The following is a 19,656-nucleotide window of genomic DNA, read 5'->3' on the forward strand; positions in this document are numbered from 1 at the left end:
AGAAAAAACTTAATGAACTTATATTTAATTTTACTACCATTATTATTAATTGGATCGGACTCCTGATTTCTATAATATTATAATTATATAATATTTATGCTGTTTATAAAAGCCCTGGATTTCTCCAGAGCTTTTCTTTATTGTGGAGGATTGCAAACACTACAAGGCGTATATCCTTCTGATTTGGCATCTTCCAATGATATGGGTATTTGACTTCTAGCTAAATATCTGCATCCGGCTCTATGATATTTCTTACCAGTCTTAGTTATATAAACAGTCATACCTTGATTTGCAGAGGATGACTGCGCAGGAGGCTGCTTTTGTTGTACTGTTGCGGTATTTTAATTATTGCTACTTGATTTATAATTGCTATTACTTGAATTTGATATAGAACTAGGCTTTGATACAGAAGCATAACTAGAACTTAAAGGAGTACTTATACCATCTCCCTTAGTAGTACCATTATGATTTATAGCCCATAATCCCCTAGTGCTTTCTCTTGCATCCGCACAAAACTTTCTAAAATAATCAGCATATTTTACATTTGGCTGAATTGTCATCTGTTCTGCATATCCATTATAAGCAAATATGGCATTAAACATTTTAGCTCTGATTTCGCTTTCACTTATCTCTGTAGGTGGAGAAAGCCATACATATCTCAATAGCCTTCCATAAGTATCTGTATTTCCTGCATCACTTTCAAGATACACTGTTTTTCCATATAATTAGGAATTTGTATAATTAGAAGCTTGTTCACCATATTGTTCATGCTTTGTTGTGGACTCTGGAGTATTTACTCCTATAAGTCTGACCTTTTCATACTGGCCGTTTCCCAATGTTACACCTATTGTATCTCCATCTGTATGGTGGGTAACCTTGGCTTTTTCAAGTTTTATCGGAGATTGACTATCGAGTTCATCTGATTTAGTTTTTTCAGTAGTTTTAGCTGGTACAGTAGACTTTTTAGGTGTAGTACTTTGAACTTGTGTATTAGAAGCAACATTAGATTCCTAGGATTGAGTATCTGGTATATTAGATCCAGCAATAATCATTATTGCAAGAGGTATTAAAAAAGCTACATTATGTAAAAAATAAAGCCCCATCTCTGGGGCAATAATTATAACTATATAATTTAAAAATTCCTTAGATAGAAAACTATCTAAGGAATAAAATATTCATCAATTAAAGAACTGTTATATTTTCTGCTTGCAACCCTTTTTGTCCCTTACTTTCATCATAAGAAACTTTTTGACCTTCATCAAGTGACTTATAACCGTCCGAATTTATCTGGGAATAATGAGCAAAGCAATCCTTTCCGTCTTCTCCTGTGATAAATCCATATCCTTTTTCTCCATTAAACCATTTTACTGTACCTGTCATTATAATAAGTACCTCCTAAATTTTATTTCTTAAATTATTTGTAATAAACCCATCAAATAAAATTTCGTAACATACATATTATAATTATAAGTACCTATTGAAACATATTTTGATTTAAATTAATCACTCTTCATTTAAGTTGTAGCTTTATATTAACATATATTAATATATAAAGCAAATTATTTCATTTAAAAGATAATTTTTATGTCCCCTATACTCCAGATAATTCTATTATATAAAAATATTTGTTCTGTTTAAAGGTAGAATATGGTTATAAAATATGCTATTATACTTTATAATAGGTTAAACAATATTAATATAATATTTGTTAGCTCATTACATAGGGGTAGAATCATGGATAAAGAAGATAAACGTAAAATAGAAGAAAGCAAGAAAAATCCAATGGGTAATCTTGCTGATTCAATAAATCATTTACAGGCAGGCGATCCAAGTCAAATAACAAAAGGAAGTTTACTTACAAGGATTATTACTAGTGTTATCATTATCGGAACACTATTGTTAATATTCTTTGTTATTAATAATTAATAGCAGTTAGTTATATTACAAAAATAAACCCCTAGACCATTAATTAGCCCAGGATCAAAATTATTTCTATTGAGCTGGCTTTGCCGGAGTTGGTTGTGCCATCTGATCTGTTGGAGCTGCTGTATTCATGTCTTTCTATCTAATTTATCATCTTCAAAAGTTAAATTGTCATAATTCATAATGTTTTCCCTCTATAAACTACTTTTTAACAAATTATACTATTTTTTGATTTACATTACTAACCCAAGTATCACAATTAGCAATATTCTCAATTAATTTATGCCACCTTTTTGTAACCGCCCTCCTGAAACATATTAAAATCGTTCCTTCAGATATCGTCACGAAAATCTTCCTGAATTTGTAATCTTACCTTTTCCTTTAGTTCTGCATTAAGTTCTCTCATAATTTTATAAGCATGGCTTTTTGAAATGTTGAGCATTTATGCTATTTCTTCCACTCTTACAAAGATTGACTTTTCATCTATTTTGCTTTCCCTATCGAAACCTCCTCCCTACTTCAAATTCTTTTGAGCCCAAAGTTTTAGTGATTGTATCTTTTGCGAAAATTCGTCTAATTCACAAACTATATTTTTAAGCTCTGGTTTTTCATCCTCTGTAATAATTCTGTCTTGTACAATTTCCATTAATTTGTCTGTTGTATACCCTAAATGTTTCAGTAAAATTGATATTTGAATCGTAAGATAACTTATATCTGGCACTTCAAGTGTGATACAGTATACTTCTCCATCGTAGCATTTGGTAATTCCAACTTATCAAAATTATTGATACTCATTATCTTTTACCCCCTTTTAACTTCATTGTAATTTGTTTATTCTTACCATTTTTAATCTCCCCATAAATAAAGTAGTGTATAACAATCAACTTTTTTGTTGAAAATCATACACTACTTTAAATTCATAAATGGCTGAAGCCCTTGATTTTCCTCACTCCCACTCGATAGTAGAAGGAGGTTTGCTTGTTATGTCATAGACAATTCTGTTTACACCTTTCACTTCATTTACTATCCTTCTTGATACTTTGTCAAGTACCTCATATGGTATCTTGGCCCAATCCGATGTCATAGCATCAGAAGATGTAGTGTATGATTTTTCACTCAAAGTAGTGTATGATTTCTATATATAATTATTATATCATTTGCTATTTTTCATGTAAACAGAATTACATATTCATATTTAGTTTGTATCAATATTATTTTATTAAAACTATAAAGGTATTTAGAGAAGTTGTATTTGCATATATCCCATTTATAATTGTACCATAATTTTGAGATTGCTTATTCAACCCAGTATATAACAATGTATTCATCTTTTTACTTGTATTTATAAGATTTAGCATTTCTGATTGTCTGGTTTGCAGTTGATTAATATTGTCCTGCTCAATATCCAGACATTGATTAAATAAAGTTATTTTATCATTTGAAAATATAGGTAAAATATTATCTCTTAAACTATACAATATATCTTTAGGAATAGTAGGAAGAGTTTGCATATACAATTCCAAGGTATTAGAATCTTTATTATATTCAATTGTAACATTTGAAATAGGTAAAAAACTATTAGTAGTTTTATATCCTAGCATAACAATTCCTTTATGGCTGTCTACATTTGTAGAGACATAGTCAGCCTCTGAAACTGCCTGTTCTAAAAATGTTATTATTTGATCTGTCTTACCTAATGGTTTTATAAAATCTAAGAATTGTGTTATCTCAACATTTGAGATAGTATCAAATCCATTATTTAATAATTGTACTATGTCATTATTAAACACTGCTTGTACTAACGCAGTATCACTAAAATTAGTTAATTGCCCTTTGCTATTTGAATGTAAAGATGAATAATAATTGGGAATAGTACTTGTATTCGTATTACTGCTATTGCCTGAGTTGTTACTATTATTATTTGTATTGTTTACTATATTATTGACGAGAATATCACTTATTACACCAGTTCCACCTAATACACTAATAGTTTTTATATTTGATTTATTATTATCAACTGTAGATTTGGCATTATCTTGATTATTATTATCTACTAATACTATAGGATTATTATTTAATGCTGCTAAAGCACTTCCTGATAGTGCATCTGCAAATGTGGAGTCACTTGCTAAAAATACTTTCACAAAATCCAATTTATCTTTATATTTATCTATAATAGCTTTATTTACATCTAAAGAATTATTTCCTGATATCGTAAAAAACGATCCATAGCTATTAATTATCCCGTTCGATCTTATAAAATTATTGTCTCCTACAACGGTTATAGTCCTAAGACCATTTTCAACTGGATAAAATTTAACACTATCAACAGCACTATCTTTATTAGCTAATAATATAGGTGATTGCTGATTTGCTGCAACAGGAGCTATAGATAGAGCATCCTCCCATTTATCTCCATCAACTACAAATACATCATTATTCCCTCCAAGTTGTTTTGCCACCTGTACACTTGTATCGTATCTAGTTTGTCCAGCTATCCTGACTACATTATATCTTTGTGATTTTAAATCATTTTCAATATTTGAAGATATAACTCCAGTACCACCAATAATATAAATATTTTTAGCACTCAAACTTTGGATCTTATCTCTTGCAGTTCTAGATAATACATTACCATCAGTCAATAAAATTGGTGCTATATATTTCTTTGATAATGGAGCAGAGACAATAGCATCTGCATACATCCGACTATTTACTAAAATAACAGATTGCGTTTTCACCCATCCTTTATCTATAATTGCAGTATTCGTTCCATACCTATCTTGACCACTTAATCTCTCAGTTTGAATACTTCCATCTGCAAATACCGTTCCAGAAAATAATAAAGTTGTACATACTGTAACTGATATAATTATAGCTTTTATTCTTTTATTTAGCACAATAAATCCCCCTTATTTCTAAAATATTTAATCCATATCACATTTAATTTGTCCTTCATCTAATGTTTGATTAGATCCAGTTCCTCTTATTAATCTTACTCATATTATTCATTTATTCTAAGTAATTTACTTTTGTATTTGCCCTTGTAATTCATTTTTTTGTTGAATTAAATTAATTTTTTGTTGTAATAATCCCTTTTTCTTTTCTAATGTTTGGATATACTTTTCACTATGATCATTTAATGTACTTAATTCATAATCACAATCCTCAATAGAACTCTCTACTGTTTTTATTTCATTATCTATATCGCTTATTTTACTAGAATATTCATTAGTTTCACCATTACTTGTATTACTATTCTGCACATTGGTTTGTCCAGCATTACTTTGTGACACTTGTTTAGCTTGTTCTACTAACTCGGAATTTTTCTGATTTTGACTTATAGCTTCTAGTATTGAATTTTTTAGTTTCTTAGCATCCGCATTATTACTATCCAACCTTAATACACCATCTAAATACTCATTGGCATCATCATATTTATTACTTTTGAATGCATTATCTGCCAATTTCAGATTTTGTACTATATATTGCTTTTTACATTCTGTAATTTCTTTTTGAGCATCAGTATACCATTTCAAACCGTTCTTATCTATTGTCTTAAATTTTTCTATAGATTCTAAATACTTTTTATCATTTACTAATTTCATTCCATCATTATAGATTCCCTTAAATTTCTTCAAAGTTGTTGCTAACTTTATATTTTTTTCAATTGAGGAATCCTTTTTATACTTTAATGATTGCTCAAATAAAGCTTCAGCTTTATCATAGTCACCCTGAGCCATATATTTATTTGCCGTAGTTACTAAATTATTATATGCTTGTACCTTGTTATATTTATATGTACCAAATCCTATACCTATCAATACTATTACCGTTATTACTACCACAATCAAAATTCTATATTTCTTTAAAGACAATTTAATTTTTCCCATATTAATCTCCCCTTATATTCTTATTTGCTTTTAATCTTATACAAGAATAACCAATGAGCTTTTACCCTAACTTTAATCTACTATTTTTAATTTTTTTTATTCAATACCTTATAAGAATTCACTCTTATTGCTGCTATATTTTCAGCAGTATAAGAAACTAACATTAAAAAAATAAATACTATTATTGAACTAATTATAATAGATATAGAAATTATCTTAATATACAAATCATCAATAATTAAATTTGACGTATCTTGTAAAATAATTATGCTTAAAATAATCCCCGCTATTAGTTGGATAACTGCAATCGCTTTTAAAGCTATAACAAAAAATATAGTATTCTTTACTTTAATTTTTTCATTATTAGCATCATCATTAATATCATTTTTAATTATAGAAGAGTGATCACTCAATTCAATAATTACACTTACAACAATTGCCACAATAACAAGCATAATTAATAAAACTAAAAAATTAGTCCTATATGGTTCTATTAAAACATAACCTTGTTGATCTGAAATATATAAAACAATCTTATATATTAAAAGTAATATAATTGAAAACCCAATTAAAAATATCTGTTTTTTTCTATGCTTTTGCATAATAAATGTAATCTCCCTCTATCCCTGTTTATTAACATTTTATTCATACATTATCTATAATTCTACAAATGGCAGTAAAATCCTGCTAATATACTAAAAATTTTCTTTAAGATTTATTTCAATTATATTGAAATTTTAATTAGATGTGTGCGTAGATGTACTAAGGCCTATTTCTAAGTTCTAATACCCCTAAATATTGTAAATAGCCCCCCATAACCTAGCTATCCAAGAGCATTGATTCTTATTAAATGATATGAAAAAAGAAGGTTTAATTTAAACCCTCTTTGTACTGTTTAATTATTTTATAAAAACTATTCTTTTTTAAATTCAACATCTTCATGAATTCCACTGCTGTTATTTCCTTATTACTCCATTTATTATAATTCCTTTTTAATATATCTCTTTGATTGTCTGCAAGTGTATTTAAGCTTAATTGTGGTCTTCCTATTCCTTTTCCGCCATTTTTAGCTTTTAGAATCGCTATTCCTTCAGCTTGACGTTGTTTTATATTTTTGCGTTCATTCTCCGCAACAAAACTCAATACTTGTAGCACTAAATCACTTATAAAAGTTCCTAACAAATCTTTATTTTTTGTGGTATCTAACAAATCCATGTCAATTACTTTTATATCCGCTTTTATTTCTTTAGTTATATTATTCCATTCCTGCATTATTTCTTTGTAGTTTCTTCCAAACCTATCTAATGACTTAATATAAAGCAAATCTCCCTCACGAAGACACTGCTTTAATGCTTGATATTGTTGTCTATCAAAATTCTTACCACTAACTTTATCAATGAATATATCTCTTTCAGTGATTCCCAAATCTTGCATTTCCTTTATTTGCCTATCTATATTTTGATCTTTACTAGATACCCTTACATATCCAAATACTTTGTTGTTCATATAATTAATACCTCCGTTTATTTATTTCTTGAGTAAACAGCACACATTTACGTGCTGTTTCACAACTCGCACTATATATTAATTATATCATACTTGTTTTCAAAGGTATATAATATTTTATAAACGTTTATAAATATTTTTAGTAATCTTTATAAACGTAAATATAATATGTTTCAATATGTCTTTAAAGGTATACCTTTATAAACGGCATTTATATAATTGTGTTATAAAGATATCAGTAATAAATAGGAGTATTAGTAAGTATTTTAATACTTTTATCGTTATAATCATGTATCAAGTCAAATTAATAATAATTATTAATTAATATGAGTAATGTATTAATGTATTTTATCGATAATGATTTTATACTTTGTATCGATGAAATATAGTAATACATTACTTTAAGTCAATTTTTATTCTAATATTATTGTATTCAATTTAAAATTTAACTAAATGTGTGAATACATGTGGTTTTTTTATAATTATATTATTATTGCATCTTAACAATTTTCGCAGGTAATTTATATGTGAATGCATTTATTATATCATCTATACCACTTTTAATGCCTGGAAATACTACTTGCCCTATATGATTATGTATCTCCTGTTTTGTAGAATTATTTTCATTGCTAATATTATTAATATCTCCTTTTAAATCTGATGCAGTAAATGGTACTATATTATTACTAAATGTAGATTGTTCAATACTAAAATTCCTTAATGCATCAACTACTAACATAAAATTTTCTGTATCAGATGGATTCAATACTATTTCTTTTTTATGTAACATGGCTAATTTACCTGTATCTTCTGACCAATCTCCTGTATATCCTCCTGTATCAAATTTGCTTAAATCCACATTTGAATTTTTAGGTACAAGTCCCCATTTTTTAGCTATATCTTCAAGATATAACTTATTAGTATCATATCTAGTTGTACCAGGTCTACCACTAAAACCTGTACCAGGGTATACATCTAATGTATCTCCAAATTGAGCTTTTAATATATCTGCATCCGTCCCCGTAGCAAATTCATACGGTTTTGTACTGACATTTCCTATTTGTATTGGGCTTGTAGAATCAGGTGCCATTCCTACTGCTGCCATAGCATCTGCTAATTTTTGAAATGAATCTATAGCTTGATTTACATTATCATTTACAGTAAGTACTAATTGTCCCATACCATTATAAGCTACATCATTAATGTTTTCCATATTTTGCGTAATAGTTACTAAATTAGTATTTGCTCCTACATTTATTGCATAAGATTCTTTGGTTTGTGCATCTTTGATAATAACTGTCTGTTGTGTGGTAGAAGTACTTGTTTGTTGTGTAGTTAATTGATCATACTTTTTCTGTGTACTTAATTGTTGCTGTTTAAATTTCTCTAAATCAGACAAAGTAGCATTTCTATCTTTACCATAAATTGCAGTTGCTCCTGTTTGATCAATTTGCCCCTGTAATTGACTTACAAGTCCTCCTCCTACCACTACATCTCCTGCATTTAATTGTATTTTACTAACTTCTTTACTTGCAGTATCTATTACATCATATAAACTAGAATTTAATGTTTTTATAGCATTTTGATAATCTGCTCCTGTTGCATATACTTTGATTTTTTTTGCCACTTCTCCACTAGCATAATCTGATATTGCATTTGCGGTTTCTTGTCTGTTTGCTCCAGCTAATCTAGTCGCTCCATTTAAATTTAATCCTGCTGTTGCACCCTGACCTCCTACAACTATATCTCCACCTTGTAATTGTAATCCACTTCTAGCTTCTTCCGACATATCAACTATATCAATATATTTGTATTTATCTCCAAATGTTGCTCTAGCATTATCTAAATCTACTCTAGATCCTACTACTACATATGTTCCACCTTTATCAATTCCATATTGTGCTATTTGCTCTTTCGTAGCATCCCTATTAGCTCCCCATAATCTAGTTGCACTTCCTTGATTTAATCCTTGTGTTACTGCTTCCCCTCCTACAACTATATCATTTGAAGTAAGTTGTAATTTCGATATGTCTTCAGGTGACATTTTACTTATATCTTTATATACATATCCACTATTACCTAATATAGATTTTGCATTCTCTAAATCAACTCCACTACCATATACTATATGACTTTCATTTGTTAATTCTTGTGGATTTACCATATTCTGCATACCAGTTTGAGCATTAACAAAATCAGGATTTAATTTCCCTATTTCACTTAATATTGATCCAACTGAAGAAGAAACTGTATTTACAATATTGCCAAAAGATACACCATATAAATCTTCCATTTGAGATAAACTGTTCTGAATAATTGTATTTATATCTGTCTGTCCATTCATAAATAAATTCTCTTGATCATTAAATGCTGTTTCTATATTTCCTTTTATCCTATCAAGGGTATCTTGTCTAATCTGAATTTCTTGTTGTAATTGTTCTTTTTCATCATTTAATTGATCTTGTTTATGTTGCTGTGCTGTCTGTCTTTCCCAATCATTATTTGATTGCTGTTTATCTCTTAAATCTTTTTCATCTTGATCTACTACAGATTGATCAGCTACATATGTCCAATTCCAATCTCCATTCTTGTCTTGTGTTAATTGTTGGACATTTTTATTATTCTGATCCTGTTGTAGTTTGATTCTTGATTCTTCTAAATCAAGTAAATTTTTATCTCTGGTTTCCTGTTCTTCTAATGCCTGATTCTGTTTGTCCATAGCTTCTAATTCAGCGTCTATGGCATTTTGTCTAATTTTTATTGTATCCTCAAATTCCTGTTTTGTTTTTCCACCATATATTTGATTCTCAACTAAATTTAATACTTGATTTTCTGCCTGTTGTTCTAATTGTTTTTCATTACTAATTATTTCTTGTTGAGTATCGCTTTGTTTTTGCTCTAAATCATTTATTTGATCTAATAAATTAATTTTTTCTGTTGAACCATCTGCAAATCTGCTTGCTTCATCTTGTAATAACTTTATACGTTGAACAATTATTCCATTTTCCTGTTGTTCATTCGTAATTATATTATTAAGAATATCTATTTTTTCAGAATATCCTTTATCAGTTACATCATTTAATTGTGACAATTTATTTTTTAGATCAGTAACTTTATCAGTAAACTCTTTTAATTTGTTTTCTAAATCTAACTCTTCTATCGTATTATGTATTTCAGCTACAGTTTTTTCTACATCTAATAAATTTTTATTAAGATCATCATATTTAGATTGATACAATTGTTTAGTTGTTTCATATTTTTCTTTAGCAATTAATTGTTCAATATATTGCATTTGTTCTATTATTCCAGTTTTTACTTTTTCCTGTTGGATTAATTCCTGTTTTTCAATATCCAATTTGTCAACATAATTATCTTTATCTTGAGTATCAAGTAAATCAAATTTAGCTTTTAATATATCTAATTCATTATTATATATTGTAATTCTAGCTTGTAATCTAGAATCAATAAAACTACTGAACACATCATGTAAATTTTGTATTGTTTGGACTTCTGTATCTTGTACCTCTTGTAAATCCTTCTTCAATTCAGCTATCACTTTTTGATTATATCCACCATTCTTTATAGAATTTTGAATAAATTCTTCTTTCTTAGCCATAGCACTATATTGAGCATTGATTGCTTTTGCTTCTTGATCTAAATAATTAACCTTTTGCTGTGAACCTTCACTATATAAATCAACGTTTGATTTAGCAATACTAGCTTTTTTCTCCTCAATATCAATTTGGTCATCAAATTGTCCCATTTTAGCTTGTAATTGAGCATATACTACTTCGTCTATTTGCTGTTTTAAATTATCTATATTACCTTTTAAACTTTCTGTTTCAGACAATATACTCTCATATCCAGATTCATAGGTAGAAGCTTCATTACTACCACTAGCATCACTACTGATGTCCCCACCTTTAAAATTCTTATATATGGACATAACTTTATTATAATAAGCATCAGTACCTTCACCATAACCTTTTATTCCACCTTTAACACTACCTGCCTGATTAATTCTTGTCCTCAAATAACTTGCCAATGCATATATTGATGCTTTTGGATCTGTCCTATCTTGTAATCCTACTTCTTGTGCTGTAGATAATAGAAATTGTCCTAATCCTGTTGCTCCTGAACTATCATTATGTGCCTTTGGATTAAAACTACTTTCATCTTGAATAATAGCTGCAATTAATACAGGATCTATACCAGTTTTGTTTCCTGCATCATTTATCCAATTAGAATATTTTCCTGTCCATCCACCAGAAGTGCTTGTAGTTGAAGTGCTTCCTCCTTCATAACTAGCTAATTTACTTAAATTATCAGCTTGCGCATTACCAGCTGCCACACCCTGTTGAGTTAAAGCTAATTCTTCTTTTAATAATTGCTTCTTTTTCTCTAATGTTGCTATATATTGATTTGAATGTTCATCCATTGTACTTAAACTATAATCATAATCTTTTATAGCATTTTCTACTGCTTTAATTTGATTTTGATAGTCCTTCAAAGCATTTGTAGCATTCTTAACTGCTAATGTTGCTTTATTTGTTGAATCACTTGCCTTATCTTCTGATATAGCAAAATCTTTATTAGATTTATCTAAATCATCTGTAGATTTCTTCGCATCATCATATATTTCATCTACAGCAGATAAACTTTTTTGTATATTGTCTATTGATGCTTTATAACTATCTGCTGTTTTATCAGAATTCTTTTTAAAAAAAGGATCTTTCTGAAAAGCATCTCCACTAAATAATGCCTTATTATTGTTGGCTTCTTGTTGTAATATTTGCATTCTTGCTTTTGCTTGAGCATAAGTCATAGCTGTTTCTCCAACTTGTACTTGTTCAGCAGATTTTGCAGCATCTAATTTAATTTTTTTCAAATCATTTACAGACACTCCTTCTTTACCAAGTATACCTATCTCTGCATTTAATAACCCATTATTTTTTATAGTAACATTACCGTCTTTATCTTTTTCAGTAGTTAATCCTGCAACTTCTTTACTTAATTTTGTTGCTATAGAACTCATTCTATCCTGTATATCTGCATTAGGAACAGATATTTTTTGCAATTTTTCATATTCACTACCTAATGATATTATCGAATCTTTATGACTTATTTCTGCTTGACTTGTTTTTTCAATTTTACTAATAACATTATTTGATTCTATTCTACTTTGCGCAACTGTATAAGCTATTATTTCACCAGTTGTCTCATTAAATGCCAACCCTGCATCTTTTAATACTTTTTCTTGCTCTTTTATTTTTTTATTCACACTATCTAATTTATTTGTATTAGCATTACTTATTGCAGAATCTACTCTAGGATCTCCTGTATTAACTGGATTATTTGAGTTTCTTTGTAACTCATTTTTTTGTTTGATTAGATTTTGTAAAGTATCTTGGGATTTTTTTAAATCTGTTGATGAATTTTTAATACCCGCATTATCATTATCTTTCATTGCTTGCGTTAATCCCTCATAAGATGTTTTTAATTTATCAACTTGTTCCTTTTCCTGTTGTTGCTTTCGTATATGAGCTATTATTGCTCCACCTGCTATTCCTATAGCAGCTATTAACCATGTTAAAGGATTTGTCAATAATGATAATGTAACTCCTTTTATAGATGTTGCTAATATACTAAATGCATCTGCCAAACCAGTTACTATTCCTGCCTTACTAGATATATTAATAAAAGAAGTTAATATGATTCCAGCTTTAGTAAACATCCCGCTAACTGCACTAGCATTTTTTATAACCAATACTAATGCAGTTACCAATCCTGCTAATGCTATACCTGATTTTGGTGCAGTTGTAGTTAAAGTATCCAATGTATGTATGAAACTTGTTAATCCTTGTAATGCTTTATTTATAGTACCACTATTTACCATAGATTGATATAAATTTTCTATGGCATGTTGCAAATCCTTGATTTTAGCTTGAGTACTTTTTGAATATATCTTATTGAATTTATCTTCTGCATATCCAGCACTGTTACCTACATCCTTTAGCATCCCTTCTACTTTATCATAGTTTTGCATTAATACTTGAAAATCATTCGCATGATTAACCCCAGCCATTGCCTTAGAAATTGCTGCCTTACTAACCTCATCAAGATTCTTCCATTTCTTTGCTAGATCATCTAATACAATCTCATAAGATTTAAATGTACCAGAATCCGATCTGATATGTTCATTTGCATATTTATTTAAATCTCTTTCAACGTTCGATAAATCCTCTCCATAAGCATCAAATTTTTCTCCGCCTTTAACATTTTGATATCGAGCAAATTGAGCATTAAATGATTCACCAATACTAGAAGCACTTTCTCTTGTAACACTGGAAACAGTACTTATATAAGACAATAAGTGATTAAAATCTACTTTTACAGATTGTGCCATTGCAGATGAACCCTGCATGGCTGTACTTATTTCTTTAAAACTTGTTGCACTAGAATTATCTGCTTTTGTTAATTTATCTATTACAGATGTCATTTCTTTTGCATCATCTGTATTCATTCTAAAACCATTCGATATTGCTATTAATTGATTAGATACTTCTTCGTTTGTTTGTCCTGATAAAGTAGCTCCTATAGTAGTAGCTTTTAATAAATTTTTAGTTTGATCTACTGTTTTACCAGCACGTAAAAATTCTTCTGAACCATTCATCATTTCTCCAATTGTACTATGTAACTGTGAAGCTAAATCAGAAAACTGTTGAGTAAGTCCCTTAACTTGATTTCCGTTCATTCCTGTTATTATCTGTATATTTGTTTGCGATTTATCTAAATCAACAACATTCTGGATTGCAGATTTAATTTGGTTTATTCCACCATAAACCGCTGTACTTGCAGCGCTAAAACCTAATAAGCTCTTTACACTATTTGCAATACCAGAGCTAAAGCTTCTATTCTTCTCATCTACAGATTGCAGGCCAGTATTTAACTTATAGATACCTTGGGTATTATCATCTATTGTCATTTTATTCTTGGAAATTACTCCACTACCTTCATTTATTGTATAATTAACTGTTTTTATTTTATTCCCTAGAGAATCAACACCTTCATTAATAAAAGATATAGAAGCTTTGGCACTAACCGTACCTTGAACAAATTTTTCAATATCTTGGAAACTAGAATTCATATTGATACCTGCACCGCTAAAAGTACCTATACTAGATCCAAAGCCCTTGACTCTTTGCACTTCACTTGCTAATTGTTTCAATTTCTCTATTTCTTGGGAAATAGCATTGGACTCTCCCTTAAAATTGCTTGAAATATATAACCCCTTCATTTGCGACTTTATCTCATTTATTTTACTATCTGGAATAATACTTCCAAATTTAGATCTCAAAGTATTTAATGCTGTTTCTTGCTGTTTAATAGTATTAGTTACATTAATAATAGAGCTTTTTTCCCTATTAAAATAGTTAATTCTATTTTTGATGTCATTGGATTGCTCTGCAGTAAGTGATTGTTCAGCTTTTTTATATGTATTCAATTCATTTGTTAAAGATTTATATGTAGTCTCTAATCCATCATATTGGAAACTTCCAGCATCTAATTTACCACTGTAACCAGACCTAACATTGTTTAATTTATTTTGCTGGGTATTTACAAAATTATTTAATTGCTGTTGCTGCCTAATTCCCTCAGTATACTTTTTCTGCTCACTCAATAATTGATCATATGTATTCTTTATTTCACCTGTTTTTTCTTTAAAGTTATTTATGTTCAGAGAATTCAATTGCCTCTGGAATTCCACTATAGAATCAATTTTAATTCCCTGTAATTCTTTTACAACATTATTATATTTGTTTTTAAAATCTTCCACTTTGGTAAATGTCTTATCCAGATCATTTATTTCTTTTATATTGTCTACATTAAAAGATATTGGAGTCATAGAGTTTTTGCCGTCTACAAATTCACTAGCATTATACTTAACCTTATCAATAAGTCCATTTAATTGTTGCAATTGCACAGTAAAACTCTTTATCATTCCATTTTTATCAAATATAGGACTTACACTAATCCGCCCCAAATCTTTATAAGTATTAATAATATCTTCAAAACTACCTTTAATTCCAGCTAATTCCTCTTTACTTTTACTGGCATTAACCTGTATATCTATTGGCTTAGCAGCGGTATCCCTTACATTTTTTATTGCATCCAACATAGAATTAAGCTGTTTTAGTACAGCATCATCCTTTATATTAACCCCTAGTTCAATTTTTTGTTGTTTTATTTTTTCTATTTGCTCAACAAGTTGCATCTTTAAACTATTCAGTGAAGATGCGTCCCACCCTATTTTTAATCCACTCAAATTTATTACCTCCCACGATTTAATTTTTTGTATAAAAAAAAGAACTCATTTGAGAGTTCTAATTTTGCATTTCACCTAAATCTTTAATAACACCATCAAAAATTTCACTTTTATAACCAAATCTTTTTAATATTTCACTAAGATATATTTCTTTAGCACTATTACTTTTAATAACTTTTGTATTAGGTTCTTTAGTCCATGTTATATCTTTTATTTGGCTTAATAAAATAATATCTGCTGGTACTTTTACATAAAAAGGTGCATTATTTAAATATATTCTATAATATACTTTGTTATCTTCCTCTTTTATTTCTACAATGTCATTTAATTTATATTCGCCTTTTTTAGTTGAATATGGTTCTTGTCTTCTATTTACAAATTTATAAATCATAATCTTCATCTCCTAATATTATAATTTATATTATATTCTACAATATTAGTGTAATTTCCTTTTATTTTATGAATTTAATTTCTAATCAAATCTTCTCGTATATATAGTGTTTACCCATCCTCTTATAGCATTATCATCTTCGCTTATGTACTCAATATAACACCAATGCTTATCTTTCTTTATAATTTGTACAAAATCACCTTTATGAAATTTCATAATGCTGTATGAATGCATATATCTGCCAGTTCTAATACAAGCTTTATCTGAGATTATATATCTATAATAATTGAAAATTATATTTTCATTTCCATAAAACTGATTTTTTACCTTAGTTGATATATCTTTTTTAATAATTTTTAATTCTTCAGAATTATTTTTATTAATATTTTTACTATCAATAGTAGTTTTAATAACATGGTATCCATTGCTAATTATTGCAACTATTAAAATTCCCATAATACTTTCAATTACTAATTTTAAAAATTTAGCTATTAAGGGATTCTTACATGCGAAAAGTTCCCATCTGTCATTTATTTTCTGTTGCATGCTTTCATTAAATATATCACTTACTACATTTTGTGTCTCTAATATTTCTTTTTCACTCAGTTCATATTTATTCAAGATGTTAATATCTGAATCAGTTATCTCTATATTACCTATATTTGCAACTATATTTTTAGATAATACATGTGAAATATAGGGGTTACTTATATTAGCTAATATAGATCTTGCAGTATTATTATATAAACGAGCTAAATTATAATTAACAAATTTTTTTTGAACATAATTAATATTTTTTATAGCATAATTTGAACTATATTTCATCCATGTATCATTCAAATATCCCATATTTATATTGGATATTGCAGATTTAGCAATATAATTATATTTTGGCATTAGTTTTGTATACTTAGCAAAACCTGAATAGTTTCCCTTCAAAAATTTATTTTTGTAATTATACAATTCATTAATTTTAGTATGATTATTAAAAAGATATTTATATGAACTATTAAGAATACTATTTATTCCCCAAAATTTCTTGGACATATTTTTTAAATGTTTCGTATACTTATCTTTTTCATACTCAATTGCACGATAAAACCTTTCAAAATAATTATCTGTTATATTTTTATTGTAATATTCAGTTAAATCATCAGATTGTTTAACTGTCACTTCTAATATCTTAATCAAATATCTATCATCAAATTTTTCTATATCATTTAAACTTGTATTTTTAACTACTTGATCAATCTGTGCCATATTATTATTTATCATAGCCAGTACTAATCCACAAAATGCTTTTCTACAATCTTTGTATTTATCATATATTTTAAAATATTTTTTATGAACACTAACACTGTAATATACAGGAACATAAATCATACCTTTATCAATAATGACTTGAACTATTTCTGTATTATCTTTAATTTTTTTTATTAATTCGCTTATATCATAATTCTTTTTTTCTACACCATTATTTCTATTATTCTCCATAATATCACTTCCATAGCAATATTATACTATACTCTATATTTAAAATTCATTATATAATAAATTATTTCTTAAATTTTATCCTTCATATAGCCATTCTAAAGAATTCTAAATCCATTAGAGTAATTCACATTACCAGATAATATATGTCCTCATCATATTGAAGAACACTTATATCTATTTATGTATTCCGTTGTCCCTGAATAGACATTCAATAATTTACAGTACACACTATTAAGCCAGTCCACAAATTCTGTCGATTCTGTAGCAGTAGTATATATATCTAATTTCTGCCCGAATCCTTTTAATATAACACTTACATTTATAAGTGTAGTATCTAAATCTATTTTGTTTTTATTAATTTTTGCCATTCTTAATATCCCTCAACTTATCAATTTTCTTATCCATTTCATCCATTTTTTTATTTAAATCATCAAATTTATTATTAGTTTCATTAAAATTTTTTTGCATATTAAATAATAGCCTATCAAATTTTCTATCCAAATCCTTCATATTTATTTCATTTTGATACTTGTAATTTCTTAAATTTTCCATAATATTAATCTCTCCTTATTAATTTAATTGATTTTGCTATCGATCATATCAACATCTAATTTTGTTACCGTTCTGAACGCTAATTTTATATTACACAATAAGGGGGAACGCCGACATAAACGCTACGCTTATATGCCTTTTGCGTCCCGTTCCCCCTTATGAACCCTCTTCAGACGCTGGAATAATTGAATATGAGTATATGATCTTCTCAATACCCTCTCAATTTCATTAACCTGCGGAGGTGTGGAACAAGCAGCTAGATACATTTGTAGCGTAGCGTTAAGCAAATGTATCTCTGTTCCACCATTTAAGTTTATTAATTTTTTTATATAAAAAAGTTGTCTATTCAAAAGGTTAATTAAAAGGACTCTTTAATATACTTTTTAAATAGACAACTTTTAAGATCTAATATTGTATGTGTCAACTTCATTTAATAAGAAATTCCAATGTTCTTCATGCTCTCTGTCTCGCTGTGATTTATATTTATATTTCATTAAATCAGATATAGAAACTTCATCCTTATTTTTATAATTCTCTTCAATTTTATTTATTTTGTAATTTTCTTCATTTATTTTTTTAAAATACTCATGTTTATTCTTTTGATATTGAATTTTAATTAAATCGTCAATGTTTGGATCATAATTTCTAAGAGATATAATATCATTTATTAATTTTTGTTCATTTGAATTTTTATCAACAATTTTAAATACTTTTTTTAACCTATCTACAGATTTATCATTCAATTTTCTTTTATTATTTATTACTTTATTATATTCTCTTGAAACTGCATTTTTGCCACAAATTAATTTATATGAAGGATAATAAAAATCCCAATCTAATTCTTTATTTACATCATCCATGAATTTTTTATATATTTTTTTACCTGCAAGAAATAAATCTTTAAAACTTTCCATTTTATAAAATTCTAACATCTTATTTTGAGTATTCAATATATCATTATATTCTTCATCCGTTGCAGGTCTTTTATTTATTTTATTATTTGACTTATCTATTGTTGCAACCATGAAAGAATCTTGATATATTAATATACTTCTACTTTTTAAAATTTTTAAAGCACGTTCTATTATTTTTTTGAATTCTGCTCTCGTACTAGAATAGAAATTGTATATTGCTACTAATTCAATATGTAAAACATCTGATAATTCCCTTTTCTTATAAGTACCTATCGAATAGGTATTATTAGCAAGTCCTAAAATATTTATTAATTCACTAATAGATAAAGTAACAACATTATCATTATTAATTTTTATTTGATTATATATGTAATATGTAAGTATATTTTTAATTTCCTCTATGTATTTACTATTATTGCCCTTATTTTTTTGTTTTGGTAATGGCGATTTATAAATTTCACTTATTATAAATTTATTGCCATCTTTGTGCCATTTGAAATATCTATTCCATTCTTTTAACTGTGCTTGCTTGCTTGTACCAGTTTTATTTTTTTCATCCATAAGCAAACAAAACTCCTTATAATTTTTAATTACTTGTCCGACTTTTATACTGTTTATATTCAATTAATCCCCCCCAATTTAATAAATTTTCTAGCC

Annotated in this window: 14 protein-coding genes and 1 pseudogene; 1 reads left to right on the forward strand and 14 read right to left on the reverse strand. The window is 27.8% G+C overall.

The genetic code is table 11. The features are described from left to right. Positions 1–341: 341 nt before the first annotated feature. Together ACSVC9_RS11950 and ACSVC9_RS11955 are read right to left on the reverse strand one after the other, a co-directional pair. Positions 342–710 carry a thermonuclease family protein gene (locus tag ACSVC9_RS11950; RefSeq protein WP_446897695.1) on the reverse strand — a complete coding sequence of 123 codons (369 nt, stop codon included), beginning with the start codon at positions 708–710 and terminating at the stop codon, positions 342–344. Between the two features lie 472 nt (positions 711–1,182). Continuing rightward, positions 1,183–1,380, reverse strand: a complete 198-nt coding sequence (locus tag ACSVC9_RS11955; RefSeq protein ID WP_446897696.1) for a cold-shock protein — start codon at positions 1,378–1,380, stop codon at positions 1,183–1,185. 354 nt (positions 1,381–1,734) lie between these two features. Here ACSVC9_RS11955 and ACSVC9_RS11960 point away from each other — a divergent pair, with 354 nt between their 5' ends. Beyond that, on the forward strand, positions 1,735–1,926 hold the full coding sequence (locus tag ACSVC9_RS11960; protein ID WP_446897697.1) for a hypothetical protein: 192 nt from the start codon (positions 1,735–1,737) through the stop codon (positions 1,924–1,926). A gap of 511 nt (positions 1,927–2,437) precedes the next feature. On the opposite strand, the gene ACSVC9_RS11965 is transcribed toward ACSVC9_RS11960, so the two are convergent. From ACSVC9_RS11965 to ACSVC9_RS12020, 12 genes and pseudogenes are all read right to left on the reverse strand, one after another. Continuing rightward, positions 2,438–2,644 (reverse strand): hypothetical protein, encoded by a 207-nt coding sequence (locus ACSVC9_RS11965; protein ID WP_446897698.1) that lies wholly within the window; start codon positions 2,642–2,644, stop codon positions 2,438–2,440. 225 nt (positions 2,645–2,869) lie between these two features. Further along, positions 2,870–3,022, reverse strand: a pseudogene (locus tag ACSVC9_RS11970) (GMP synthase (glutamine-hydrolyzing)); the annotation flags it as partial. Positions 3,023–3,134: 112 nt separating this feature from the next. After that, entirely contained in the window at positions 3,135–4,823 is a 1,689-nt protein-coding gene (locus tag ACSVC9_RS11975) for a cell wall-binding repeat-containing protein (protein ID WP_446897699.1), read from the reverse strand. Positions 4,824–4,949: 126 nt separating this feature from the next. After that, positions 4,950–5,816: a tetratricopeptide repeat protein gene (locus tag ACSVC9_RS11980; protein WP_446897700.1), complete on the reverse strand. Its 867-nt coding sequence runs from the start codon at positions 5,814–5,816 to the stop codon at positions 4,950–4,952. An 86-nt stretch (positions 5,817–5,902) separates the two neighbouring features. Continuing rightward, positions 5,903–6,418 carry a hypothetical protein gene (locus ACSVC9_RS11985; protein ID WP_446897701.1) on the reverse strand — a complete coding sequence of 172 codons (516 nt, stop codon included), beginning with the start codon at positions 6,416–6,418 and terminating at the stop codon, positions 5,903–5,905. 268 nt (positions 6,419–6,686) lie between these two features. Next, complete coding sequence (locus ACSVC9_RS11990; protein WP_446897702.1) at positions 6,687–7,322, reverse strand: recombinase family protein; 636 nt, start codon at positions 7,320–7,322, stop codon at positions 6,687–6,689. Between the two features lie 490 nt (positions 7,323–7,812). Further along, entirely contained in the window at positions 7,813–15,648 is a 7,836-nt protein-coding gene (locus tag ACSVC9_RS11995; RefSeq protein WP_446897703.1) for a phage tail tape measure protein, read from the reverse strand. A 58-nt stretch (positions 15,649–15,706) separates the two neighbouring features. Continuing rightward, positions 15,707–16,039, reverse strand: coding sequence for a hypothetical protein (locus ACSVC9_RS12000; protein ID WP_446897704.1), 333 nt, complete (start codon positions 16,037–16,039; stop codon positions 15,707–15,709). 81 nt (positions 16,040–16,120) lie between these two features. After that, entirely contained in the window at positions 16,121–17,533 is a 1,413-nt protein-coding gene (locus tag ACSVC9_RS12005) for a hypothetical protein (protein WP_446897705.1), read from the reverse strand. Positions 17,534–17,685: 152 nt separating this feature from the next. Then, positions 17,686–17,901: a hypothetical protein gene (locus ACSVC9_RS12010; RefSeq protein ID WP_446897706.1), complete on the reverse strand. Its 216-nt coding sequence runs from the start codon at positions 17,899–17,901 to the stop codon at positions 17,686–17,688. Continuing rightward, the gene (locus ACSVC9_RS12015; protein WP_446897707.1) at positions 17,888–18,085 is read right to left on the reverse strand and encodes a hypothetical protein; all 198 of its coding nucleotides are present in this window, start codon (positions 18,083–18,085) and stop codon (positions 17,888–17,890) included. The genes ACSVC9_RS12010 and ACSVC9_RS12015 overlap by 14 nt, the downstream gene beginning before the upstream one ends. A 398-nt stretch (positions 18,086–18,483) precedes the next feature. Further along, positions 18,484–19,623, reverse strand: a complete 1,140-nt coding sequence (locus ACSVC9_RS12020) for a hypothetical protein (RefSeq protein ID WP_446897708.1) — start codon at positions 19,621–19,623, stop codon at positions 18,484–18,486. Positions 19,624–19,656 lie beyond the last annotated feature (33 nt).

Source organism: Clostridium sp. LBM24168 (assembly GCF_052953915.1).